Source organism: Ferrovibrio terrae (genome assembly GCF_007197755.1).
GTDB lineage: Bacteria > Pseudomonadota > Alphaproteobacteria > Ferrovibrionales > Ferrovibrionaceae > Ferrovibrio > Ferrovibrio terrae.
Map to the genome: position 1 here is coordinate 2,033,231 of NZ_CP041636.1, position 22,328 is coordinate 2,055,558.

Annotated in this window: 23 protein-coding genes; 12 read left to right on the forward strand and 11 right to left on the reverse strand. The window is 62.3% G+C overall.

Going from position 1 to position 22,328, the window contains the following annotated elements:
• The first annotated feature begins 8 nt into the window (after positions 1-8).
• Together FNB15_RS09885 and FNB15_RS09890 are read left to right on the forward strand one after the other, a co-directional pair.
• Positions 9-770, forward strand: coding sequence for an SDR family NAD(P)-dependent oxidoreductase (locus FNB15_RS09885; RefSeq protein WP_221932786.1), 762 nt, complete (start codon positions 9-11; stop codon positions 768-770).
• 7 nt (positions 771-777) lie between these two features.
• A complete protein-coding gene (locus tag FNB15_RS09890) occupies positions 778-2,193 on the forward strand; it encodes an aldehyde dehydrogenase family protein (protein ID WP_144068541.1) in 1,416 nt (471 codons plus the stop codon).
• 71 nt (positions 2,194-2,264) lie between these two features.
• On the opposite strand, the gene FNB15_RS09895 is transcribed toward FNB15_RS09890, so the two are convergent.
• Complete coding sequence (locus FNB15_RS09895) at positions 2,265-3,308, reverse strand: alpha/beta hydrolase (protein WP_144068542.1); 1,044 nt, start codon at positions 3,306-3,308, stop codon at positions 2,265-2,267.
• Positions 3,309-3,485: 177 nt separating this feature from the next.
• Here FNB15_RS09895 and FNB15_RS09900 point away from each other — a divergent pair, with 177 nt between their 5' ends.
• The 5 genes from FNB15_RS09900 (at position 3,486) to FNB15_RS09920 (ending at position 7,723) form a co-directional block, all read left to right on the forward strand.
• The gene (locus tag FNB15_RS09900; protein ID WP_144068543.1) at positions 3,486-4,277 is read left to right on the forward strand and encodes a DNA-binding transcriptional regulator; all 792 of its coding nucleotides are present in this window, start codon (positions 3,486-3,488) and stop codon (positions 4,275-4,277) included.
• 117 nt (positions 4,278-4,394) lie between these two features.
• Positions 4,395-5,306, forward strand: a complete 912-nt coding sequence (locus tag FNB15_RS09905; RefSeq protein ID WP_144068544.1) for a cupin domain-containing protein — start codon at positions 4,395-4,397, stop codon at positions 5,304-5,306.
• Position 5,307: 1 nt separating this feature from the next.
• Positions 5,308-6,072 carry an HpcH/HpaI aldolase family protein gene (locus FNB15_RS09910; protein ID WP_144068545.1) on the forward strand — a complete coding sequence of 255 codons (765 nt, stop codon included), beginning with the start codon at positions 5,308-5,310 and terminating at the stop codon, positions 6,070-6,072.
• Between the two features lie 4 nt (positions 6,073-6,076).
• On the forward strand, positions 6,077-6,718 hold the full coding sequence (locus FNB15_RS09915) for a flavin reductase family protein (protein ID WP_144068546.1): 642 nt from the start codon (positions 6,077-6,079) through the stop codon (positions 6,716-6,718).
• A 33-nt stretch (positions 6,719-6,751) separates the two neighbouring features.
• Positions 6,752-7,723 carry a DUF6282 family protein gene (locus tag FNB15_RS09920; protein ID WP_221932787.1) on the forward strand — a complete coding sequence of 324 codons (972 nt, stop codon included), beginning with the start codon at positions 6,752-6,754 and terminating at the stop codon, positions 7,721-7,723.
• A gap of 16 nt (positions 7,724-7,739) precedes the next feature.
• Here FNB15_RS09920 and FNB15_RS09925 read toward each other — a convergent pair whose 3' ends face one another.
• Positions 7,740-8,996, reverse strand: a complete 1,257-nt coding sequence (locus FNB15_RS09925; RefSeq protein ID WP_144068547.1) for an amidohydrolase family protein — start codon at positions 8,994-8,996, stop codon at positions 7,740-7,742.
• Positions 8,997-9,117: 121 nt separating this feature from the next.
• Here FNB15_RS09925 and FNB15_RS09930 point away from each other — a divergent pair, with 121 nt between their 5' ends.
• The gene (locus FNB15_RS09930; protein WP_246068838.1) at positions 9,118-9,540 is read left to right on the forward strand and encodes a nuclear transport factor 2 family protein; all 423 of its coding nucleotides are present in this window, start codon (positions 9,118-9,120) and stop codon (positions 9,538-9,540) included.
• A gap of 21 nt (positions 9,541-9,561) precedes the next feature.
• On the opposite strand, the gene FNB15_RS09935 is transcribed toward FNB15_RS09930, so the two are convergent.
• Positions 9,562-10,314, reverse strand: coding sequence for a GntR family transcriptional regulator (locus FNB15_RS09935; RefSeq protein ID WP_144068549.1), 753 nt, complete (start codon positions 10,312-10,314; stop codon positions 9,562-9,564).
• Positions 10,315-10,493: 179 nt separating this feature from the next.
• Here FNB15_RS09935 and FNB15_RS09940 point away from each other — a divergent pair, with 179 nt between their 5' ends.
• From FNB15_RS09940 to FNB15_RS09955, 4 genes are read left to right on the forward strand one after another with little or no spacing between them, the layout of a single operon-like run.
• The gene (locus FNB15_RS09940; RefSeq protein WP_144068550.1) at positions 10,494-11,354 is read left to right on the forward strand and encodes an ABC transporter ATP-binding protein; all 861 of its coding nucleotides are present in this window, start codon (positions 10,494-10,496) and stop codon (positions 11,352-11,354) included.
• 2 nt (positions 11,355-11,356) lie between these two features.
• Positions 11,357-12,127, forward strand: coding sequence for an ABC transporter permease (locus FNB15_RS09945; RefSeq protein ID WP_144068551.1), 771 nt, complete (start codon positions 11,357-11,359; stop codon positions 12,125-12,127).
• A gap of 49 nt (positions 12,128-12,176) precedes the next feature.
• Positions 12,177-13,202, forward strand: coding sequence for an ABC transporter substrate-binding protein (locus FNB15_RS09950; RefSeq protein WP_144068552.1), 1,026 nt, complete (start codon positions 12,177-12,179; stop codon positions 13,200-13,202).
• A gap of 19 nt (positions 13,203-13,221) precedes the next feature.
• Positions 13,222-14,661, forward strand: coding sequence for an amidohydrolase family protein (locus FNB15_RS09955; RefSeq protein WP_144068553.1), 1,440 nt, complete (start codon positions 13,222-13,224; stop codon positions 14,659-14,661).
• A 16-nt stretch (positions 14,662-14,677) separates the two neighbouring features.
• On the opposite strand, the gene hpxZ is transcribed toward FNB15_RS09955, so the two are convergent.
• Genes hpxZ through FNB15_RS09995 form a run of 8 tightly spaced genes read right to left on the reverse strand, consistent with a single transcriptional unit; the run spans position 14,678 to position 22,232 of the window.
• Positions 14,678-15,055: an oxalurate catabolism protein HpxZ gene (gene hpxZ, locus FNB15_RS09960; protein WP_144068554.1), complete on the reverse strand. Its 378-nt coding sequence runs from the start codon at positions 15,053-15,055 to the stop codon at positions 14,678-14,680.
• 8 nt (positions 15,056-15,063) lie between these two features.
• On the reverse strand, positions 15,064-16,452 hold the full coding sequence (locus FNB15_RS09965; RefSeq protein ID WP_144068555.1) for an AtzE family amidohydrolase: 1,389 nt from the start codon (positions 16,450-16,452) through the stop codon (positions 15,064-15,066).
• A 10-nt stretch (positions 16,453-16,462) separates the two neighbouring features.
• Positions 16,463-16,651: a DUF4089 domain-containing protein gene (locus FNB15_RS09970; RefSeq protein ID WP_144068556.1), complete on the reverse strand. Its 189-nt coding sequence runs from the start codon at positions 16,649-16,651 to the stop codon at positions 16,463-16,465.
• The gene (locus FNB15_RS09975) at positions 16,648-17,718 is read right to left on the reverse strand and encodes an ABC transporter ATP-binding protein (RefSeq protein WP_144068557.1); all 1,071 of its coding nucleotides are present in this window, start codon (positions 17,716-17,718) and stop codon (positions 16,648-16,650) included. The genes FNB15_RS09970 and FNB15_RS09975 overlap by 4 nt, the downstream gene beginning before the upstream one ends.
• Positions 17,715-18,686, reverse strand: a complete 972-nt coding sequence (locus FNB15_RS09980) for an ABC transporter ATP-binding protein (RefSeq protein WP_144068558.1) — start codon at positions 18,684-18,686, stop codon at positions 17,715-17,717. Before FNB15_RS09980 ends, FNB15_RS09975 begins: the two co-directional genes overlap by 4 nt.
• A gap of 31 nt (positions 18,687-18,717) precedes the next feature.
• Positions 18,718-19,569 carry an ABC transporter permease gene (locus FNB15_RS09985; protein ID WP_144068559.1) on the reverse strand — a complete coding sequence of 284 codons (852 nt, stop codon included), beginning with the start codon at positions 19,567-19,569 and terminating at the stop codon, positions 18,718-18,720.
• Positions 19,566-20,579: an ABC transporter permease gene (locus tag FNB15_RS09990; RefSeq protein WP_144068560.1), complete on the reverse strand. Its 1,014-nt coding sequence runs from the start codon at positions 20,577-20,579 to the stop codon at positions 19,566-19,568. The genes FNB15_RS09985 and FNB15_RS09990 overlap by 4 nt, the downstream gene beginning before the upstream one ends.
• 30 nt (positions 20,580-20,609) lie before the next feature.
• On the reverse strand, positions 20,610-22,232 hold the full coding sequence (locus FNB15_RS09995; RefSeq protein ID WP_144068561.1) for an ABC transporter substrate-binding protein: 1,623 nt from the start codon (positions 22,230-22,232) through the stop codon (positions 20,610-20,612).
• Between the last annotated feature and the right edge of the window lie 96 nt (positions 22,233-22,328).

The following is a 22,328-nucleotide window of genomic DNA, read 5'->3' on the forward strand; positions in this document are numbered from 1 at the left end:
AATAGTCAGTGACCAGTATCGAAATTCCCGTGCTACCTGCCCCCAAGGTTGCGCTAGTTACCGGCGGCAACAGTGGCATCGGCAAAGCAACAGCAGCACGTCTCGCTGCGCTGGGCTCAACTGTCGTCGTCGGTTACAACAGTCGACAGGCTCAGGCCGAGGAAGTGATCTCTAGTCTGCAAGGCAGCGGGCATATAGCGCTTCGCGTCGCTATCGAGGATGCGGCCTCAATCTCGGCAGCAGTCAAGACCGTGGAGGATCGCTACGGCCGGCTCGATGCGCTGGTGAATAGCGGCGGTGCCACTACGCCGGTGCCGGTCGCCGATCTCGACAAGTTGACTGACGAGATTTTCGATCGCACGGTCATGATCAATTTGCGTGGGCCGTTTGCCATGATCCGCGCTTTCCGCCCGCTGCTCGAACGCGGTGAGGGTGCTGCGATCGTGAACATCTCCTCTATTGCCGCGCGTACCGGACTGGGCAGCAGTCTGGCCTATCTGTCGGCCAAGGCCGGCGTCGATGCGCTGACCATCGCTCTCGCCAAGGTGCTGGCGCCACGCATCCGTGTCTTCTCGGTGTCGCCGGCCGGCGTCGATACCGACTTCGTCCCCGGCCGCAGTCGTGAACAACTGGTGAAAACCGCAGAGAAGCTGCCACTGGCGCATGTCACTACGCCCGACGACGTCGCGCGTGCCGCGATTGCCTGTATCGTCAGTCTGACCAGTTCGACCGGCATCGTTGTGCCGGTGGACGAGGGCCGGCATCTCTGAGGGTGTGATGGACAAGTTGAAATTTTATATCGACGGTGCCTGGGTCGATCCCGCCATGCCCGCAACACTGGGCGTACAGAATCCCGCCACCGAAGAAATCTTCGCGAAGATCAGTCTGGGATCTCGGCAGGATGTCGACCGCGCGGCCGGCGTAGCCCGACGCGCTTTCGCGAGCTATTCCGTCACCAGCGCAGAAACACGGCTCGGCTATCTGCGCAAGATTATCGCCGGCTTCAAGGCGCGTCTGCCCGAACTGGCGCGCACCATGACGCTGGAAATGGGCGCGCCGATCACCTTCGCCACCGAACGCCAGGCCACAGTTGCGCTGTTCCATTTCGAGGAAATCGTGCGCGTGCTGGAAAAATACAATTTCGAGGAACCGATGGGGCCGGGTGTGGTGCGCCGCGAGCCGATCGGCGTCTGCGGGCTGATCACGCCGTGGAACTGGCCGCTGAATCAGGTCGCTTCCAAGGTGGCACCCGCACTGGCCGCCGGCTGCACCGTCGTGCTCAAGCCGAGCGAGATCGCGCCGCTCAGCGCGCTGCTGTTCGCCGAGATCCTGCATGATGCGGGTTTACCGCCGGGTGTGTTCAATCTGGTCAACGGCGATGGCCCGACCGTGGGCGAGGCGATTGCAGCCCATCCCGGGATCGACATGGTGTCGTTTACTGGCTCGACTGCGGCTGGTATCCGCGTTGCGAAGCTGGCGGCTGATACGGTCAAGCGCGTGGCACAGGAACTGGGCGGCAAGTCGGCTAATATCATCCTGCCCGATGCCGACCTGCAGGCCGCCGTGATACAGGGTGTTCATGCCTGCTATACGAACGGCGGCCAGAACTGCCAATCGCCGACGCGCATGCTGATCCCGCGCGCACAGCGCGATGAAGCCTTTGCAGCGGCGCGCGTGGCGGTCGATGCCGTACGACTGGGCGATCCGCTCGATCCGGCGACGACGCTGGGGCCGATGGTAAGCCAGGGCCAGTTTGACAAAATCCAGGCGTTGATCCAGTCGGGTATTGATGAGGGCGCAACACTGGTGGCCGGCGGCACGGGGCGACCGGCCGAGATCAATCGGGGCTACTATGTGCGGCCCACGGTGTTTGGAGATGTCACGCCGCAAATGAAGATCGCGCGCGAGGAAATCTTCGGCCCGGTGCTGTCGATCATGAGCTACGACAGCGAGGATGAAGCCATCGAAATCACCAATGACACGCCATTCGGCCTGGCGGGTTTCGTGCAATCGAAAGACCGTGATCATGCCCGCGCCGTTGCCAATCGCATTCGCGCAGGCCGCGTCTATCTCAACGGTGCACCGTTTGACCGCAGCCTGCCGTTTGGCGGCTACAAGCAGTCAGGCAACGGGCGTGAGTTCGGCGTCTTTGGTTTTGAGGAGTATCTCGAGGTAAAGGCCATTCTCGGCTAGCGGCGCGGACAACGCTGCTGGAACCTCCCACTGGAACGCCGGCGCTTCATCGAGCGCCGGCGTCTTTTTTGTCAGTTGGCGAACTTGTCCAGGCCTTTGCGCTGCAACCATTTCGAGAGCTCATCGGCCACCGCCTCGTTGTTGAGGTCGGCAAACGGGATATGCGAATTTCCCTTCAGTCCGGCATCCGGCAGCTTCAGCACTTCACAGTCGCCACCATGCTTGTTGACGATACCGCAAAAGGTTTTCGCCACCTCAGCCGAGGTTTTCCAGATCGGACGCGTGTCGGTGTAGTCGCCGAACACCATCTGGATCGGGAATTTGGTCAGTTTCATGAATTCAGCCATCGGAACCGAATGCGGACCATACGGCGCCTTCGGCTGCGGCTCGGGGCCTTCGCCGATCGGGAATACGAAGCCTGGCGTCTCGTAAGCGACGATGCCCTTCATGTTGCTGCTCGTGGCTTTCACGGCAGACAGAAGTGCACGCCAGCCGCCGGCCGAATTGGTCAGCGCCACCACGGGCCCGATACGGTCGATGGCCTGGCCGCCGGCTTCGGCCTGCAGCAAGGCATTCTCCAGCGTGTCGTATTCGTCGTAGCGGGCGCGTGTCGCCTGGTTCCAGGCTTCCTTGTCACTGGTGGGGAATTGCAGGCCCGGATTCCAGTTCGGGTAGGTGACGCCAAAGCGCCAGGCGGCAAAATTGCGCTGGTCGAAGTAGTCGGGCGTGTAGGTGATCGGTTCGCAGCTCCAGTTGGCGCGGCCGACGCGCGGCCCGTCCCACAGATAGACGGGATAGCCTTTGCGCAGGAACATGCTCTTGAAGCCTTCGCCACCATCCCAGCGGTTCTCCCATACCTTGGTGCTGGAACTGTGCCACAGGATCAGGCCAGTCTGCCGACGCTTCTGCGGGACGAAATATTCGACATAGCCGTGATCGCAGGACAGCGTCTCGGCCGGATTCTTGGGATTGGAGATGATCTTGCCGCCGACTTCGTAGGCGCCGGTCGAGTCCAGGATGATGGGCGGTTTTGCCGCAGTCTGGGCAACAGCCATATGGCTCAGCCCGGCAAAGGCCAATGTAGCAACAGATAAGTAGACCTGTTTCCAGCGCATGTTGGGTTCCTCCCGTTTTTATACCGGTGACCCTATCGGCGGCGTGAGCGCAACGGCACGGGAAGTTCCAGTCATTTCGCAATCCGGAATGGCGTGGATAATGCCGTCCCCGCCGGCTTGCCATTCCATGGGCGACATTTCACAATGCGGAATAACCAGCACCTTGAGGAAACGACCATGCCCCTGGCCAGCGACCGGGCCACCGATCAGGTCCAATCGGTCACGCGTGCGCTGGATCTTCTGCAGGCGCTGAACCGTCAGAAGGTCGCGTCGATCAAGCAGCTGCATGACACCACAGGCCTGCCCAAGCCGACCATCGTGCGGCTGCTGAAAACGCTGACGGCCAAAGGCTATGTCGCCAACGACCCACGTCAGGGCGGTTATTCTGTGACCTCGCTGGTGCGCGCGCTGAGCTGTGGCTTCCATGGCGACCCGCTCGTGGTCGAGGCCGGCCGGGCATGGGCCATCGATCTCACCCGGCGTTTCAAATGGCCGGCCGCGATTGCCGTGCTGGATGAGAACGCAATGACCGTGCGCTTCAGCACCATTCCCGAAAGTCCGATCTCGCCGTTTCATGGCACGGTCGGTTTAAGGCTGAGTCTGGTATCGCGCAGCCTGGGTCGGGCGTATCTCGCTTTCTGCCCCACGGCCGAGCGCAATATCCTGTTGCAGATGCTCTCGGCCTCGAAGGATCCGGAAGATGCTGCGGCACGCCGGCCGGCGGCGCTGCTGCGCGCGCTGCAATCCATTCGCAGCCAGGGCTTTGCCGAACGCGATCCGAATGTCGAGCCGAAGTCCTCTTCCACGCTGGGGGTGCCGGTGATGGATGGCGATCGCGTGGTGGCAACGCTGGGCCTGACTTACTTCACCTCGGCGATGAAACGCGCCCAGGCGGTCGAACTCTATGTGCCGCATCTGCGTTCGGCAGCGGACAATATCACGCGCAGCATCAGTCGCCTGGGCAGCTGAATCTCACCGCCGCCCCGTTCCGCATTGCGGAATATGGCCGGAAACTTCGCCACGCATACCCCTGCCTTCAATATGATCCGGCTCGTATTGACCGGTGCATGACGAGGGAGGCGTGCCGTGTATAGCCCCAATGATCCGCGCGCGAGCCTGGCCGCGAAACCGGCCGGCGCGCCGGTGGCGCCGATCACCGCCTATGGCGCCTGCGAATATGTGCGCTTCTATGACGAGAAGCAGCGCGACGAGCCCGAGGGCAAGACCTGGTATGCGCGTGGCCAGAATTTTCTGATCGCGATCACGGATGCCGTTGAGGGCGCCGTACTGGCACGCGATGCGCAACCAGACGAATATGCCATCATCCTGGATGATCCGAAGCTGGAAGTGGAAATCACCACGGCAGATGGAGTGCAGCGCGTGAAAGGCGGGTCGCTCGCCTTCATTCCGCCCGGCAAGTCGAGTGTGAAGGTAATCAGGCCCGGTCGCATCGTGCGCATGTTCACCACGCAGTCGACCGATCTGGCTGCCAAATGCATCAATGCGGCATCATACAAGAATCCGAAGCCTGCCGTGGCGCTGGCCAAGCCCTGGCCGACCCCGGCGGATGGTTTCAAGCTGCGCGTCTATACGCTGGATGTACCACCGGAGAAGGGCCGCTTCGGGCGTATCTGGCGCTGCACGACCCTGATGATCAACTACATCGATCCGCGCCAGGGTCCGCGCGATCCCACCACGCTGTCGCCGCATCACCACGATGATTTCGAGCAGGGTTCACTGGCGCTGGAAGGTGAGTTCGTCCATCACATCCGATGGCCTTGGACTCCGAACAAGCATATCTGGCGCGACGACCAACACGAACTCTGCGGAAGCCCGTCGATTGCCGTCATACCGCCGCCCTCGATCCATACCACCGAGGCGTGCGGCAAGGGGCTCAACCAGCTCGTCGACCTGTTCTGCCCGCCACGCATGGATTTCTCTCTGAAGCCCGGGTGGGTGCTGAACGCCGACGATTACCCAATGCCAGAATCGAAGTGACATGACAGACGTGCGTTCCTTCCGCCAGCGCATGCTAGCCGGTGATAAACTCGTCGGCACCTTCCTGAAGACGCCGACCAGCCATGCCACCGAGATCGTCGCCGGCCTGGGGTTCGATTTCGTGGTGATCGACCAGGAACATGCGCCGTTCGACCGCACCACGACCGACATCGCGCTGATGGCGGCGCGCGGCAGCAAAATCCCGGCGCTGGTTCGCGTCTCAGGTCCGGACGCGGTGCTCTCCGTGCTCGATTGCGGCGCCAGTGGCATCCTGATGCCGCATGTCGCAAGCGTGGAATACGCACGTGAGGTGGCGGCGCTCTGCCGTTATCGCGGCGGTCGCCGCGGTTATGCCACCAGCACCCGCGCTGGCGGCTATACGGCAGTGCCGATGTGGCAGCATATCCGTGCCTCTGACGAGTCCATTGCCGTCGTCGCCCAGATTGAGGACCCGGAAGCGCTGGATGAGATCGATGCGATTGCCGCCGTCGAGGGCATCGACTCGCTTTTCATTGGCCGAGGCGACCTGACGGCGGCCTTTGGTAACGAAATGCCCAATCCGCCTGAAGTCCGTACTGCTGTCGAAAAGATTTGCGCCGCGGCGCGCAGGGTAAACAAACCAGTCAGTGTGTATGTCGGCGCCCGTCCGGAAGCCGAATGGTTGCGCGACCAGGGTGCGACCACCTTCATCCATAATTCAGACCAGGGCTTCCTGCGCCAGGCGGCCGCCAAGGGCCTGGCCGAGATGCGCGACGTCTTTGGCTGACGCCATGCAGGAAATCCGCCCCGCCGATCTTGCTGGCGATGCTGCCTACAAGCTGCTCTGCGGTATTGTCGTGCCGCGACCGATCGCCTGGGTCAGCACCATGTCAGCGGACGGCGTTTCAAATCTGGCGCCGTTCAGTTGCTTCACCTTCGTGTCGCACACGCCGCCGATGCTGGGCATCAGCATCGGGAGACGACCGGGTGGTCTGAAGGATACCGCGCGCAACATCCATGAAACACAGGCCTTCGTCGTGCATATTGGCGACGAAACGCTGCTCGATCCACTGCATCGCAGCGGCGGTGAATTCCCGCCCGACGTGAGCGAGGCCGATCTGCTCGGGCTCGAACTCGTGCCCAGCCGTCTGGTAGCGCCGATGCGGGTGGCCCGAGCCCCGATCGCCATGGAATGCCGGTTGCACAAGGTGGTCGATTTTGGCAACAACCAGTTCTTTGCTGGCGAAATCCACCTGTTCCATATCCGCGAGGACCTGGTGACGGGCACCCGGATCGATGCTGCCCGCTTGCGCCCTGTCGCACGCCTGGGCGGACCAAATTATTCCACGCTGGGCGAGATCATCGGCAAGGCGCCCCAGTCTGAATCACCGATCGAACAATCCAACCCGCAGAAAAGCGTCGTCAGCGGTTAGGGCGCGTTTGACACAGCATCAGGAGGCAGTGCGATGACCGATCCCATTCTTATGTTTTCCAAGACCGTCGAAGAGTATTCCGACGCGCCGGATTCGGTGATCGAGGACATTCTGCGTGGCGGTGTCGATCTGCATTGCCATAGCGGCCCGTCGGTGATGCCGCGCTCGCTCAATCACCTGCAGGCGATCCTGGAAGCGCAGGAGGCTGGCATGCATGCCGTGCTGTTCAAGGATCACTACTATTCTGTCACGCCGGTAGCAAAATTCCTCGAAGAGACGATGCCGGATCTGCGGATCAATCTTCTAAGCGGCGTAGCACTCAACAATACCGTCGGCGGACTCAACATCTATGCCGTCGATCACATGCTGAAGCTCGGCGGGCAGATCGTGTGGATGCCGACTTTCAGTGCCGCTAACCATCTGCGCCACGGTCACCGGCATGTCATCCTGCCGACCAAAGAGCAGATGCTGAAGCCGACCGGCCTGTCGGTGGTTGATGACAAAGGTGACCTGAAGGAAGAGGTCAAGCCAATTCTGGATCTGATCGCCGAGGCCGATGCCGTTCTGTCGGCTGGCCACCTGCATATCAGTGAAATCTGGCCGCTATTCGATGAAGCGAAGAAGCGTGGCGTGAAACGCCTGCTGGTCAACCATCCGACCTTCGTGATCGATGCCACGCTGCGCGACATCAAAGAACTGGTCGGAATGGGTGCCTATATCGAGCATTCCTTCTGCATGTTCATCAACGAGACCTACAACAAGAAATTCACCGGCGAGCAACTCAAACAGCTGATCGAGGCGGCTGGTGTCGATCACACGATCCTGGGTTCCGATCTGGGCCAGGCGAAGAATCCACATCCGGTCGCGGGTTTCCGCGCCGTGATCCGGCTTTGCCTCGGACTTGGCTACAACGAAACCGAAATCCGCAAGATGATCGGACAGAATGCCTGCAAGCTGATGGGATTGCAGGAACCAGAACTGCGAGTGGTGGATGCGGCCAAGTGAGGGATCGCCCCGGGCGTCAGGGGCGTCGCAGGATCTGTGCCGGCTCGCGCCGCACGGTCTGGCGGCCATTCTTAAACACCATGCAGGGCTCGGCCAGTTCAGCCAGCGCGTCGCTCGGCTGCGCGCTGTCGAGCACCACGAGATCGGCCGGGTTGCCGACGGCGATTCCATAGTCGGACAGTTTCATCAGTCGCGCCGGCAGATGCGTCACCAGGTCGAGACAGGCTGCGAAATCGTCCGGATCCATCTGCGCCACATTCGCGTAGAAATTGGCCATTCGCAGCAGGGATGCATCGCCGAACGGCGTGAAAGGGTTCAGCACATTGTTGGTGGCGATCGAACAGGTCACGCCCAGCTGGACCAGACGGTGCGCCGGGGTCAGGCCGCGCGGTACGTTATGGCTGGCATTGCGACCGGTTAAGTAAAGGTCAGTGGCTGGCAGCACCGTGAGTGCCACGCCGCTCTCGGCCAGCAGTCGCGCCGCCGCCGCCAAGTCTTCCGGCGGCAGAGCCGAAAGTTTCGTGACATGGCCGATGGCCACGCGACCCTGCCAGCCATGCGCGACGGTCTGCCGGCAGACCTCGTCCAGATGACGCCAGGACGGGTTGAGGTCGAAATCGAGGTGGAAGTCGAGATCGACATCAAAGTTCCGTGCCAGTGCAAACAGCCGCGCGATCTGGGCCTCAGGATCGCTGTCGGTGTAGGGGCAGCCGCCGAGCAGGTCAGCGCCATCTTTCAGCGCCGCCACCAGCAGATCCTCGGTGCCGGGATCGTTGGTCAGGCCTTCCTGGGGGAAGACGCAAATCTGCAGGTCGATCGCCCAGGCGTAATCCTGTTTCAGTTTCCTGATTGCTGCGAAGCTGCGCAGCTCGACACGTGGATCGACCTCGACATGGGTGCGCATCCGGGTCGTGCCTTTGACGATGGCCATGTCCAGCACGCGGGCGCCACGGGCATAGACATCCTCCTCGGTGAAGCCGCGTTTCAGCTCCGAGACCGCGCGGATCGCCGCCGACAGGTCGCCGCCATGCCCGGCCTCGGAATGCGCGTGGCCGCAGCGGCCGAGCAGGCAGGCTTTGTCGAGATGCACATGGGTATCGACGAAACCGGGCAGCACGGCCCGACCCGCCGCCTCGCAAACCAGGGTGGCCGGCGTCTGAAGCTGCCCGAGAGCGGCAATCCGGCCCCCGCGGATGCCGATATCGACCGGCACGGCGGCGTCGGCCAGGCGGGCCTGGCGCAGAATCAGGTCGAAGGCAGCATCTGACGACATTTTTGGCACTCGTATTTGCGGCTTGCAGGCCGGAGCTGGGCGACTATAGTGCGTAAAGTGTATGCACTTTATGGGCCAGCCTTTGCCCAAGCAAGCCAAGCCCTCGACCGGGAGCCAGATTGTGAATTCCTTCGCCAGACAGACCCTGCCGGATGCCGAGCCAGACGCTGAGATCGTGCGCGCCTATCTCGAGGCCTCGATGGCGCCGGATCCGGACCGTGCCGCCACCTACATGCTGCCCGGCACCAGGATTACCTTCACCGGCGGCAGGGTCTTCGACCATCCGCGTGGGCCGACCGGTTTCAATGCTGGTCGCTATCGCTGGGTAAAAAAGCGCATGGACCGCTTCGATGTCTGCCCGGGCGAGGGCGAGACTGTGGTCTACAGCGTCGGCACGCTCTATGGCGAATGGCCTGACGGTACGCCTTTCGAAGGCAACCGCTATGTCGACCGCTTCGTGGTGCGCGATGGCAAGATCGTCGCCATGGATGTGTGGAACGACAGCGCCGAACGCATTCTCACCCGCAAGGGTATCGAGGCCTGAGCCTTCGCTGCGACAAAGCCGTCAGGCGGCACTACGGCGCGGCTTCTGTGGCGTCGGTTCGATTTCGTCGGCATAGGGTGCCAGGATATCGACCAGATCCTGGCTGCGCTGCTTCGATGGCGCGACCAGCGCACGGCTGGCTACAGCGTCCAAATGGTGATGCATCATGGACATAACGTCGTCGGTGCGCCCGCTGGCCAGTGCATCGATGATGGCGCGATGCTCGGTAATGCCGCATTCCGATGAATGCGGCCGGCTGAACGTCGAGAGCGTCAGGCAGCAGCGATAGGCCACCTCGCTGACATAGCGGGTGAGGATCGGACTGCTGGTCATCTGCGCCAGCAAGATATGGAATTCGGTGGCGAGACGGATCGAGATCGCGTCCGGTCCGTTACGCGCAGCATCTTCCTTGTCGACATGGGCCTTCAGTTCGGCAAGCTGCGTCTTGCTGAGATGACCGGCGAGTTGGCGCACCACCAGCCGCTCCAGCTCCATGCGCACATCGAAAGTGGTGCGCGCTTCCTGCCAGCTAGGCGTCGCCACCACCGCAATGCGGTTGCGCCGCAACTCGACCAGGCCCTCGGCCGCAAGCTGTCCAAGTGCCTGGCGCGCGATGGTGCGGCTGACGCCGAAGCGTTCCCCCAGCGCGTCCTCGGGGAGTTTGGCGCCCGGTTCAAGCGCCTGTTCGATAATGGCGCGGCGAAGCGCGCGACAGATGGTACCGACCTTGTCCTCGGCAGGTTCGCGCTGCCTCTTGGCACTGCTCTTGGCCATTTCACTGGTCTCTGACTGCTGGGCCAGGCGGTTGCCCGGTGTTCATTCTGTATGCACTTTATCGGGCAGACTGCATAACAAAGCGCCGCACAATAGTGCGAGTCACCATACTGCCGGGGCGGGAAAGGGTCAATATAAGCCCGGCTAGCGTGGCATTAAGATTGCATACACTTTCATCCATGAACAGCATGCAGACATCGGCTGGCCTGACGGCGGCCGGAAGCATCGAACCGCTGCGGGCCATCGAACTGTCCGGCGCGGCGGTCACCTTCGGCCGTGGCGACAAGGCGGTACCCGCCCTGTCGGAAACCACGCTCCGCATCGCCGATGGCGAATTCGTCGCCCTGGTCGGTCCATCCGGCTGCGGCAAGTCGACGATTCTGCGGCTGGCGAGCGGGCTGGTGCAACCGACCAGCGGTGCCGTCATCGTCGGTGGCCGTGAGGTGGCAGCCAAGGCGCTGCGCATCGGCATGGCCTTCCAGAATCCGACCATGCTGCCGTGGATGACGATCGAGCAGAACATCATGCTGCCGCTCAAGATCGTCGAACCCTATCGCTCGGACTATCGCCGCAAGCGCCGTACCACCTTTCGAGACAAGGCCTATGCCCTGCTGGACCAGGTCGGCCTCAAGGGTTTCGGCAAGCATTTTCCCTGGCAACTCTCCGGCGGCATGCTGCAGCGCGCCAATCTTTGCCGCGCGCTGATCCATGAACCCCGCCTGCTGCTGCTGGACGAACCGTTCGGTGCCCTCGACCAGTTCACCCGCGAAGAGCTTTGGGCGATCATGCAGGACCTCTGGATGACACACCGGCCAACTGTTCTGCTGGTGACGCATGACCTGCGTGAGGCCGGCTTCCTGGCCAGCCGAATCTGTGTGATGAGCGCGCGGCCCGGCCGCATCATCGACGACAGCGCGGTGGAATTCGCCCGCCCGCGCACCATCGCCATGACCTTCGAACCGGATTTCGTGACGCTGAACCAGCGCCTGCGCGAACTGATCGTCCATACGCGGAGCGCGCCTGGAGCGGGAGAGGTCTGACCATGCCAACAAATCTGCGCCAGAAAGTCTGGTCCTTCGGACTGATCGTACTGTTCTTCGTTGGCTGGGAAGTATTTTGCCTGGCCAGCGGTATGTCAGACCTGATCCTGCCGCGTCCGTCGCAGGTGGTGGAAACGCTGATCAACCGCTTCCCGGTCCTGTGGCCACATATCATCCGCACCATTTACACCACACTGCTCGGATTTGCGCTTGGCGTTGCACTCGGCGTGGTGCTGGGGGCGATGATCGGTGTGTCGCGGGTGGCTTACGATACGGCCTATCCACTGCTGATCGGTTTTTCCTCGATCCCGAAAGTCGCAGTGGTGCCGATCTTCGTGCTGTGGTTCGGCTCGGGCGAAGTGCCGGCGATCCTCACCTCGATCTCGATCTGCTTTTTTCCCATCGTGGTCAACATTGCCACCGGCCTCGCCACCACCGAGCCGGAAATGGAAGATGTGCTGAAGGCGCTGGGCGCCAGCAAGTTCGACATCCTGTGGAATGTCGGCCTGCCGCGTACGATGCCCTTCTTCTTCGCCTCGTTGAAAGTGGCGATCACCTATGCCTTCGTCGGCACCGTGCTGTCCGAAACTGTCGCCTCCAACCGCGGCATCGGCAACGTGATGATGACGGCGTCTTCCAACTTCAACGTGCCGCTGGTGTTCGCCGGCCTGTTCATTCTCGCGGGCCTGGGCGTGCTGCTTTACCTGCTGTTTTCGCTGATCGAGGGGCGCGTCACCGGTTGGGCCACGCGTAAGAACGACATCGCGGTTTGATCGCCGCACCAGATTTTTCGCTGACTGGGTTCACACGAGGAGGACGGACATGTTTTCAAAGCTGACAGCACTGGTCATGGGCGGCATGCTGGTTGCCGGTTCCGCCATGGCGCAGGATACTAATATCAAGTTCACCCTGGGCTGGAAGACCCAGGGCAGCGATGCGGCCTATCTGCTGGCGTTGGAAAAGGGCTACTTCAAGGCCGAAGGCCTGAACGTGGTGATCGACCAGGGCGAAGGCTCGGGCGCCACAGTCACCCGCATCATGTCGGGCGCCTATGACGCCGGCTTCGGCGATGTCAATGCCATCATCCAGAACGCCTCGACGCGGCCGCAGGACTCGCCGGTCATGGTTTACCAGATGTGGAACCAGCCGCCTTTCACCATCGGCGTCAAGAAAAGCAGTGGCATCAACACGATCAAGGACCTGGAAGGCCGAACCCTGGGCGGATCCCAGGGCACGCCGACCATGCGCCTGCTGCCGGTTTTCGTGCGCAAAAACGGCCTGGACGCCAGCAAGATCAAGACGACCAACATGGCGCCGAACCTGCAGGAGCCAATGCTGATCAAGGGCGATGTCGATGGCGTGCTCGTGTTCAACATCACCAGCTACTTCAACCTGGTGCTGAACCGCCAGGATCCGGACAAGGACTACAAGTGGTTCAACTTTGGCGACTACGGCATGGATCTGTATTCCAACGGCATGATGGTGTCGCGCAAGCTGATCCAGACCAATCCGAAGGCGGTCGCTGGCCTGGTGCGTGCCGTCAACAAGGCGATGCTGGAAATCGGCAAGGACCAGAATCTGGGCATGACCGCGGTCGCCAAGTATGACAACCTGGTCGATATTCCGGTCGAGAAGCGTCGCCTGCAGTACTCCTTCGATAACCTGATCGTCTCGCCCGAGATGAAGGAAATCGGCATCGGCGACATCAAGGATGACCGCATGGCCCGTGCCATTGCCATCGTGGTGGAAGGCTACCAGCTGGAGCGCGCTCCAGCCGTGTCGGAAGTCTTCTCCCGCGAATTCCTGCCGCCGAAAAGTGAGCGCGCACTCACCTATACCAAGAACTAAGGGCGCGGAGAGGCAGCGCATGGGGCACGTTCATGCCACCAGCCTCTTCTGCGGTCCCGAACAAGGCCTGAAGCATGACGCCGTCCTCACGCATGAGGGCGGCGTCATCGTTTCTATCGAAGCGGCGGCCAAGCCGGAGCCGGGCCGCCGGCTGGTGATCCCGGCGTTGGTGAACGCGCATGACCATGCCCGGCCGGCCGCGTCATCCTTCGGCAGCCTGAACATGCCGCTGGAAACCTGGATCCTGCGTTCACCGCTGATCACGCCGCCCGATCCTTACCTGACGGCCGCCATATCTTTCGGCCGCAATGTCCGCGCCGGCACCGGCACCATGATGGTGCATTACACCAAGCCGAGCGGCCGTATGGGCATGGCGGACGAAGCCAGAGCTATCGCCCGCGCCGCTGGTGATGTCGGTATCCGTATCGCCTTTGCACTGGCGGTGCGCGACCAGAATCCGCTGGTCTATGGTGATGCCGCCGAGATTCTCGCCGGACTGCCGCCGGTCCACCGCGCCGTCATCGAGCAGGGCCTGCCACCCAGCCCGCCATCACCGCAGGCCTATCTCGACCTGATCGAAGAGATCGCCACGGCCATCGCCGGCCCGATGGTGGATGTGCAGCTTGGCCCTGCCGGCGTGCAGTGGTGTTCGCGGCCGCTGCTGGAGGCGATTGCCGCGCATTCTGCCCGTACCGGCAGGCGCATCCACATGCATCTGCTGGAAACCGTCTACCAGCGGCGCTGGGCGGATCAGGCTTTCCCCGAAGGCGTGGTGCATTACCTGCGCGACATCGGTTTTCTGTCCGAACGGGTGACGCTGGCGCATTGCATCCATGCCCGGCCGGGCGAACTCGACATGATTGCGCGATCCGGGGCGCGGATTGTGACGAATTTCAGCTCGAACCTGCACTTGCATTCCGGTCTGGCACCGATCTCCGACGCTCACCGCCGCGGTTGCGCCATTGCGGTCGGCGTGGATGGGGTGGCGCTGGATGAAGACGATGATGCCCTGCGCGAAATGCGTCTGGTGCAGATGGCGCATGACGGTATCGGCTTCGAGCGGACCTGGAGTCGCGCGGAATTTCTCGGCCTTGCGATCCGCAATGGTCGCCGCGCCACCGGAGCACCCGGCGCTGGTTGGCTGCAGCCGGGCGAACCGGCCGACTATGCTGTGATCGATTATGACCGGCTTGACCGCGATGCCATCATGCCAGTCGATCCGCTCGATCTGCTGTTTGCCCGCGGGAATGCCTCACATGTGACAGAGGTTGTGGTGGCGGGACGCATCGTGGCGCGCGCCGGCCTGCCGACGGGCATAGACCTGCCGGCAATGGAGGCCGATCTGCGGGCCGCCTACCGCAAGGCGATAGACGCTCAGTCAGGATTCCTGTCGGCCTGGACTGTGCTGGAGGGTGCAGTCAGCCGCTGGTACACCGAGACTTGCGGCTGCGGGGCATGATGCTGCCGGCCTGACGTCAGGCTTCGAGCAGGCTCACATGCGCTGAGACGACGCGCCAGCCATCGGCCGTGCGGATCCAGGTCTGGCTCTGGCGCCCGGTCTTGGTGCTGTTCTTGCGCTTGAATTCTGTATTTGCCGTGGCGAAGTCGCGGCCATAGGTGGTGATGCGCGTGTTGTAGATCTCGCGCTCAAGTCCCACTGAAGGGCGGCCGGCACGAAACGCCCTGATCTCGTCGTAGGAATGCAGGTTTTCGGTCACGCCATAGCGCAATGTCAGCGGACTGTTGTGGAACAGCTCATCCAGAACGGCGACATCGTTGGTGGTCAGCGCCTTTTCATAGCGCATGAAGGCTTCGGTCATTTCGGCCACGACCTCGGGAATATTGATGTCCATGTAATCCTCTAGACGGCTTTCGATGCGGCAATACCGATGGTTTCCAGATGTCTGGCCACCCGCAATGCCAGCTCTTCTTTCCAGGGCGCGGCAATGATCTGCACGCCGATGGGCAGCTTGCCGGCACGCTCGGCATAGGGCGCCGTCACGACAGGCAGGCCAATCGCCGAGATCGGCTGCGTGAACAGGCCGAGGTTGGCGCGCACCGGCATCTCGGCGCCGTTCAGCGTCATCATCACCTGGCCGAGCTTCGGCGCGACGCGCGGGGTTGCCGGTGCCAGGATGATGTCGACATCCCTGAACACTTCGGCCACACGTGCGCGGTACCAGGCGCGAAAACGATGCGCCTGCACCAGCCAGTCGGAGGGCAGCATCAGGCCGGCGAGAAACCGGTCGCGCACGGCGGGGTCGAAATCATTGGCGCGGGTCTTCAGCCGTTCACGATGCAGGTTGGCGCCTTCGACAGTGGTGATCACATAGGCCGCCGCGCGGCCGCGGCCGGCTTCGGGGATGGTGATGCGGCGCTCGGTCTTCAGCGCTTTCGCAAAGGCGGCGACGGCTTCATGCACCTCCGGATCGCCCAGCACCATGAAGTAATCATCAGCCACGGCGATGCGCAGGCCGTCGATGCCGCCATCCAGCTTTGCGGTCACAGGTTCCACCGGCCGCTGTGCGCACCAGCTGTCGTTCTCGTCTGGCCCCTGCATGGCGTCATAGCTCAGCGCCAGATCGGTCGCCGAGCGTGCCATCGGACCCAGGTGATCGAGATCGGCCACGAACAGGAAGCTGCCATGACGGCTCAGTCGGCCGAAAGTCGGCTTGAGGCCGAACAGGCCGCAGAGCGAAGACGGCACGCGGATTGAGCCGTTGGTATCCGAACCGAGCGCCAGCGGCACCATGCCGGCCGCCACCGAAGTGCCCGAGCCGCCGGATGATCCGCCCGACATGCAGGTCGGATCATGCGGATTACGCGATGGGCCGTAATGGATATTCTCGCCGGTGAAGTCGTAGGCGTATTCCCCCATGTTGAGTGCGCCGACCAGAATGGCACCGGCGGCCTCCAGCCGCTGCACCAGCGTGGCATCGGCTCTGGCCGGGGGATCGTCACGGTTGATCTTTGAGCCGGCCAGCGTCGACAGGCCGGCCACATCGAACAGATTTTTGACGGCGAAAGGCACACCTGCGAGCGGCCCCAGCGTCTTGCCTTCGTCATGCGCCTGGTCGATGGCGGCGGCGCGGGCACGGGCACGTTCAGACGTGACGGCGGTGAAGGCGTTGAGCGTGGCATTGGTTGCCTCGATGCGGGCCAATGAGACACGGAGTGCTTCGGTTGCGGAAATCCTGCCGCCGCGCACGGCAGCGGCAATTTCATGCGCCTTGCTCTGGAAATCGATCATGACTGGCGCTTCAGGGTTTGAACACCGAGGCCGGCTCGATTGTATCGGGCAGCGGGAAGTCCAGTACGGCCAAGGCGATCTGGCGCGACCGGATGAGATTATCGAGCACGTTTGGTTTCCATTCCGGCGCGATGGTCAGGTTCATCGCGGCGGCTGTGGCCTCCATGAAGGCTTCGGCGTCGAACGTATCCTTGCTCATGCGACCTCCTCGATCATTGGGTCGGGACTCTCTTCGCCCCCGGCGAGAGTATCGGCCAGCGGGAAGTGGCAGGCAACGGAATGGCCAGGGCCGACACCCTGCAGCATCGGCATCGCCTCGGTACAGGCCTCGGTGCCGTTCGGACAGCGCCCGTAGAAACGGCAGACTTTCGGATCGGGATCGATCGGGCTGCGCGGCTCGCCGGAAATCCGCAGGCGCGGGGTGTCTTGCCCTGGCTCGAAATGCGGGATCGCGGAGAGCAACGCCTTCGTATAGGGATGCGCCGGCTTGCGGAATACCCGCTCGGCTGGTCCGGTTTCCACGATCTTGCCCAGATACATCACCATGACGCGATCACAGAGCAGCCGCACCACGTTGAGATCGTGGCTGACAAAGAGATAGCTCATGCCGAGCCGCTGTTTCAGGTCTTCCAGCAACTGCAAGATCACTACCTGCACCGAAACGTCGAGGGCTGCGGTCGGCTCGTCGAGGATCAGCAGGTCTGGTTCAACGGCAATCGCCCGCGCGATACCTACACGCGCCTTCTGGCCGCCCGACAATTGGTGCGGGAAGCGGCCTAGCAGTTCCATGGGCAGGCCGCACATGCCGGCCAATTCCTCGACGCGGGCCTTCAGCGCAGCCCCTGGCATCGGCTTCAGGCGTCGGATCGGGTCGGCGATGGCGGTGAACGCCGTGAAGCGTGGATTGAGGCTGTCGCCGGCATCCTGGAACACCATCTGAATGCGTGGGCGATAAGGACTGCGGCCAAAGCCCTTCGCTGGCAGATGGCCAATTTCCTCGCCATCGAGATGGATGCTGCCATCGGTGAGGTCGAGCAGGCGGGTCAGGATGCGCACCAGCGTCGACTTGCCGCAGCCGCTTTCGCCGACCAGACCGAGCGTCTCGCCCTTGCCGATGGTGAAGGTGACGTCGTCCACAGCGTGCAGCATGGAGACAGGTGTTGTAGCACCGCGTGCGCGTTCAAACAGGCCGGGCTTCTTGCCAACCGCGAAATGCTTGTGCAGCGCCTGTGCATCCAGCAGTGGTTTGTTGAATATATCCTTCATAGCGGATTCCAGCAGGCGACCATGCTGTCTTTCAATTCGCCCATGACCTGCGGCAGGGCCTGGTCGCAACGCGCCTGCCGGCGTTCGCAGCGCGCGCTGTAGCGGCACGGCGGAATCTCGGCGGCACGCAGGTCGGGCAGATTACCGGGAATGGCGGCCAGGTCTTTCAGGCTGACGCTCGGCTTCGGCGTCGCAGCGATTAGTTTGGCGGTGTAGGGATGGCGCGGATGGTGGAACAGTTCGATGGTCGGTGCGGCTTCAACGATATGGCCGGCATGCATCACCACGATGTGGTCGCAGTATTCCGCCGCCATGCCGAGGTCGTGCGTGATCAGAAGTGTCGACATGCCCTGTTCGGCGCCCAGTTCGGCGATCAGGTCCATGATCGCCGCCTGGGTGGTGACATCAAGGCCGGTGGTCGGCTCGTCGGCGATCAGCAGCTTGGGTGAGCAGGCCAGTGCAATCGCGATCATGATGCGCTGGCACATGCCGCCGGACAGTTCGAAGGGATAAGCCCTGGCCCGGCGCTGCGGATCGGGGATGCGCACCTTCATCAGCATTTCGACGGCACGCTGCGGTGCTTCCCGACGCGTGACATTGCCATGCTGCAGCAGTACATCGGCGATCTGGTCGCCGACCCGGCGGATCGGGTTCAGCGCCACGCGCGGGTTCTGGAAGATCATCGAGATTTCGCGGCCGCGAATGTCGCGTAGCACGTTCTCCGGTGTGTTCAGCAGGTCGAGGCCGCCGAAGGTGGCGGTGCCCTGGCTGACCCGGCCGGCGGCATCGAGAATGCCCATCACCGTATAGGCGGTGACCGATTTGCCGGATCCGCTCTCGCCGACGATGGCGACCATCTCGCCCTTGTTGATGTTGAAGTTGACGCGCTCCAGCGCCTTGACGATGCCGCCACGAGTGCGGAATTCGACACTGAGATTGTCGACTGAGAGAACCGGAACAGCACTCATGTGCGCCCCGCTTTATCGCTGGTCGACGCACTCATGTGCGTCTCCGGGGATCAACGATGTCGCGCAACCCATCGCCCAGCAGGTTAAAGCAGAACACGGCGGTCATCAGTGCCAGGCCGGGAAACAGCGCCACCCACCATTCGCCCGAGATCATATAGGCGGCGCCCTCGGCCACCAGGATGCCCCATTCGGGCGTCGGCGGCGAAATGCCGAGTCCGATGAAGGACAGCCCTGCCGCGTTGAGGATGGCATAGCCCATGGTGAGCGAGCACTGCACCATCAGAATAGGAAGAATGTTGGGCAGGATCTGCATCAGCAGGATGCGGCCTTCGCCGTTGCCTGACAGCCGCGCGGCTTCCACGAAGCCGGCATTGCGTCGGATATTGGCTTCGGCGCGGGCGACGCGCGCGTACAGTGGTGTGTTGATGATCGCGGTCGCCAGCACGATATTACCCACCGTGTTGCCCAATGCTGCGACGATACCCATGGCCAGCACGAACAGCGGGAAGGCCATGATGGTATCGGCCAGGCGACCGACCAGGCGATCGATCCAGCCGCCGAAAAAGCCGGCGGCTATACCGGCCAGCGCACCAATCGCAAAAGTCAGGATCACCGAGGCAAACGCAATTCCGAGATCGAGCCGGGTGGCAACCAGCACGCGGCTGAAAATGTCACGACCCAGCGCATCCGTTCCGAACCAGTGCTGCGCCGACGGAGGTTTCAGTGTCATGGCACCATTGGTCTGCAGTGGATTGTAAGGCGCAATCCAGGGACCGAAGATGGCGCAGAGCAGGATGAATCCGAACAGGCCGAAGGCAAACAGCGTGACCGGATTTTCGGTCAGCACATAGCGGATATGCTTGACGGTTGCTGCGGTGCTCATGCGTCAAATCCCACGCGTGGATCGATCACGATATACAGAACGTCGATAGCGAGGTTGAGCGCCACATAAAGCAGCGCCATGGTCAGCACGAAACCCTGGATCGGCGCATAGTCGGAAGCAATCAGCGCCTCGATGGCGAAGGTGCCGATCCCGGGCCAGGAAAAGACCTTTTCCACCAGCACATTGGCCCCGAGCAGGAAGGAAAAGACCATGCCCAGCGTGGTGATCACCGGCAGCATCGCATTGCGGAAGGCATAACCGTAGATGATCTTGCCCTTGGGCAGGCCCGACGCGCGGGCGGTGCGGATGAAGTCGCTGTTCAGGACTTCCAGCATGGCGGCGCGGGTCATGCGGGCCAGCGGCGCCATGGTGAAGATCGCCAGTGCGATCACCGGCAGCAGCAGTTGCGCGCAGGCAGCGCGGAAGGTTTCGAGATTGCCCTCGATCAGCGCGTCGATGGTGTAAAGCCCGGTCACCGTCGTGGGTGCGGAGAAAAATATGTCGAGACGGCCAAGCGGGGCGGGAGCCCAGCCCAGCCGGTAATACAGCAGGTAGACCAGCAGCAGCCCGGTGAAGAAGGCTGGCAGCGACACGCCGGCGGTGGTGATGACGCGGCAGGCATGGTCGACCAGCGATCCCGGCCGTGTCGCCGCAAGAATCCCCAGCGGCACGGCGATCAGCACGGAAACCAGCAGGCCATAAAGCGTGAGTTCCAGCGAAGCCGGCAGGCGGGTGCGGATTTCGGTCAGCACCGGCTGGCCCGTGGCAATCGAATTGCCGAGATTGCCGGTGCTGAGATCTTTCAGGTATACGACGAATTGTTCCGGCAGGGTCTTGTCGAGGCCGAGGCTCTTGCGCACTTCGTCGATGGCCTGCTGGGTGGCGGCGGGTCCGGCAAAGAAGGCGGCCGGATCGCCAGGCAGTGCGCGGGTGAGCAGGAAGGTGACGATCAGCACGCCGATCACGCTCGGCACAGCCGCCAGCAATCGTTTGCCAATCAAGCGCAGCATCGCCGCTCCCCTGCTCTACGCGCCCTGGCCTTACATCTTCTCGATTTGGCGGAAATCGAGCTGGCGGTGGAACCAGTAGGTGTAGCCCTTGATGTTCTTCTGCATGCCGACATCGAGAATCTGCTGGTACAGCGGAATACGCGGCGCCTCGTCCATTGCCAGCTTGATGAAGCCCATCACGTCGTTCTTGTACTTGGCCGGATCGGTCTCATAGCGGGCGGAATCGATCAGCGCATCCATCTTCGGGTTCTTGTAGGCCATGGTGTTGAACACCGCATTCTGGCCGTGATAGCCCCAGAAGAAGAAGTAATCCGGGAAGTTCAGCCAGCCGCCGAAGCTGGCGATGTGGATCGGCCGGTTCTTCTGCAGCATGGCATTGCGGAAATTCGCACCCGGAATCTTCTCGATGCTGGCCTTGATACCGATCTTCCCCAGGCTTTCCTGAAGCAGCACGGCCTCCGGTTCGGATGCGGTGGCATCGCCCAGGTCGATCGAGATGGTGGTCTCAAACCCGTCTGGATAGCCCGCCTCGGCCAGCAGTTTCTTGGCCTTGTCCAGGTCGGTCTTGTAGGGGAAGGGTTGCGGCCAGCTGGCGTCCTTGGGCGCATCGCCCGGCCCCATCGCCATCGGAATGCCACGACCGTAGACCGCCGACTTGTAGATCTGGTCATAGGGCACCGCATGGGCGACCGCCTGACGCACCTTCACATTATCGAACGGCTTCTGCGTGGTGACCAGGCCGATGTATTTCAGCGAATTCTCGATCGGCACGCCGACCACGATGTATTTGCCTGACCCCTTTTCGGCGACGATCTCTGAAGAATCCTTCTGCGGCATATCGACCGAGATATCGGCATCGCCGCGTTCCATCAGGGCGCGGCGGTTGCCGGGCGACGGAACCTCGCGGATGATCACGCGCTTGAGCTTGGGCAGCGGACCGCTTTTCCAGTCGTCATTGCGATTGAAGGTGATTTCCTGGCCCGGGGTCCACTTGTCCAGCTTGAAGGCACCACCGGCGGCGGAGTTGGTTTTCATCCACTCCATGGCCCAGGGGTCTTTGTCTGTGGCATGCTTCTTGGCCAGTTCTGAATTGTAGATGGCCGGCACCACCACAGCCATGTCGGGCAGCGACAGCTTGTCCTTTTTCGGCAGATCGACGCGGAAGGTGAGCTCATCCACGACAACGAACTGCTCCGGTTTGGTCAGGCTGCCGGCGGCCATCTGGAAGGTCGGGAAGCCGCCGACGCTGACGGCGCGGTCATATGACCACTTCACGTCCTTCGCCGTGACAGGCGCGCCGTCATGGAATTTTGCATCCTTGCGCAGCTTGAAGGTTATCGAGGCGCCGTCGGGAGCGACGCTGTAGCTCTCGGCCAGTTCAGGCTCGATCTTGCTGTAGTCGTAGCTCAGCGTGCCGTCTGGAAGCGTCTTGCGGCCGAAGGTGACCAGGCGGTCATACATGTTCCACGCCGCCACATAGGAGCGGAAGCTGGTGCCGAGACCATGGATATCGAGATTGTTCGGACCATTCTCCACCAGCACCAGCAGGGTTTCCTGGCGGGACTGCGCAGCGGCCGGGGCGGGCGTAAGTGTGGTCAGCAGAGCTGCAGCGACGATGGCGGATGAAGCGGATAGGAATACGCGGCGTTGCATGACAGGTCCCCCGTTGCTGCGTGTCTGATGGCTGCTGTCTTTGCAACCGATGTGCCAATACGGGGCGGGGGGCACGTGGGAAGGGATAATCGCCTG

Excerpts from the sequence above, each read along its gene's own strand:
- FNB15_RS09890 (WP_144068541.1), top strand. The coding sequence starts at position 778 with ATGGACAAGTTGAAATTTTATATCGACGGTGCCTGGGTCGATCCCGCC.
- FNB15_RS09895 (WP_144068542.1), bottom strand. The coding sequence starts at position 3,308 with ATGCGCTGGAAACAGGTCTACTTATCTGTTGCTACATTGGCCTTTGCC.
- FNB15_RS09900 (WP_144068543.1), top strand. The coding sequence starts at position 3,486 with ATGCCCCTGGCCAGCGACCGGGCCACCGATCAGGTCCAATCGGTCACG.
- FNB15_RS09910 (WP_144068545.1), top strand. The coding sequence starts at position 5,308 with ATGACAGACGTGCGTTCCTTCCGCCAGCGCATGCTAGCCGGTGATAAA.
- FNB15_RS09915 (WP_144068546.1), top strand. The coding sequence starts at position 6,077 with ATGCAGGAAATCCGCCCCGCCGATCTTGCTGGCGATGCTGCCTACAAG.
- FNB15_RS09920 (WP_221932787.1), top strand. The coding sequence starts at position 6,752 with ATGACCGATCCCATTCTTATGTTTTCCAAGACCGTCGAAGAGTATTCC.
- FNB15_RS09925 (WP_144068547.1), bottom strand. The coding sequence starts at position 8,996 with ATGTCGTCAGATGCTGCCTTCGACCTGATTCTGCGCCAGGCCCGCCTG.
- FNB15_RS09935 (WP_144068549.1), bottom strand. The coding sequence starts at position 10,314 with ATGGCCAAGAGCAGTGCCAAGAGGCAGCGCGAACCTGCCGAGGACAAG.
- FNB15_RS09940 (WP_144068550.1), top strand. The coding sequence starts at position 10,494 with ATGAACAGCATGCAGACATCGGCTGGCCTGACGGCGGCCGGAAGCATC.
- FNB15_RS09945 (WP_144068551.1), top strand. The coding sequence starts at position 11,357 with ATGCCAACAAATCTGCGCCAGAAAGTCTGGTCCTTCGGACTGATCGTA.
- FNB15_RS09950 (WP_144068552.1), top strand. The coding sequence starts at position 12,177 with ATGTTTTCAAAGCTGACAGCACTGGTCATGGGCGGCATGCTGGTTGCC.
- FNB15_RS09955 (WP_144068553.1), top strand. The coding sequence starts at position 13,222 with ATGGGGCACGTTCATGCCACCAGCCTCTTCTGCGGTCCCGAACAAGGC.
- hpxZ (WP_144068554.1), bottom strand. The coding sequence starts at position 15,055 with ATGGACATCAATATTCCCGAGGTCGTGGCCGAAATGACCGAAGCCTTC.
- FNB15_RS09965 (WP_144068555.1), bottom strand. The coding sequence starts at position 16,452 with ATGATCGATTTCCAGAGCAAGGCGCATGAAATTGCCGCTGCCGTGCGC.
- FNB15_RS09970 (WP_144068556.1), bottom strand. The coding sequence starts at position 16,651 with ATGAGCAAGGATACGTTCGACGCCGAAGCCTTCATGGAGGCCACAGCC.
- FNB15_RS09975 (WP_144068557.1), bottom strand. The coding sequence starts at position 17,718 with ATGAAGGATATATTCAACAAACCACTGCTGGATGCACAGGCGCTGCAC.
- FNB15_RS09980 (WP_144068558.1), bottom strand. The coding sequence starts at position 18,686 with ATGAGTGCTGTTCCGGTTCTCTCAGTCGACAATCTCAGTGTCGAATTC.
- FNB15_RS09985 (WP_144068559.1), bottom strand. The coding sequence starts at position 19,569 with ATGAGCACCGCAGCAACCGTCAAGCATATCCGCTATGTGCTGACCGAA.
- FNB15_RS09990 (WP_144068560.1), bottom strand. The coding sequence starts at position 20,579 with ATGCTGCGCTTGATTGGCAAACGATTGCTGGCGGCTGTGCCGAGCGTG.
- FNB15_RS09995 (WP_144068561.1), bottom strand. The coding sequence starts at position 22,232 with ATGCAACGCCGCGTATTCCTATCCGCTTCATCCGCCATCGTCGCTGCA.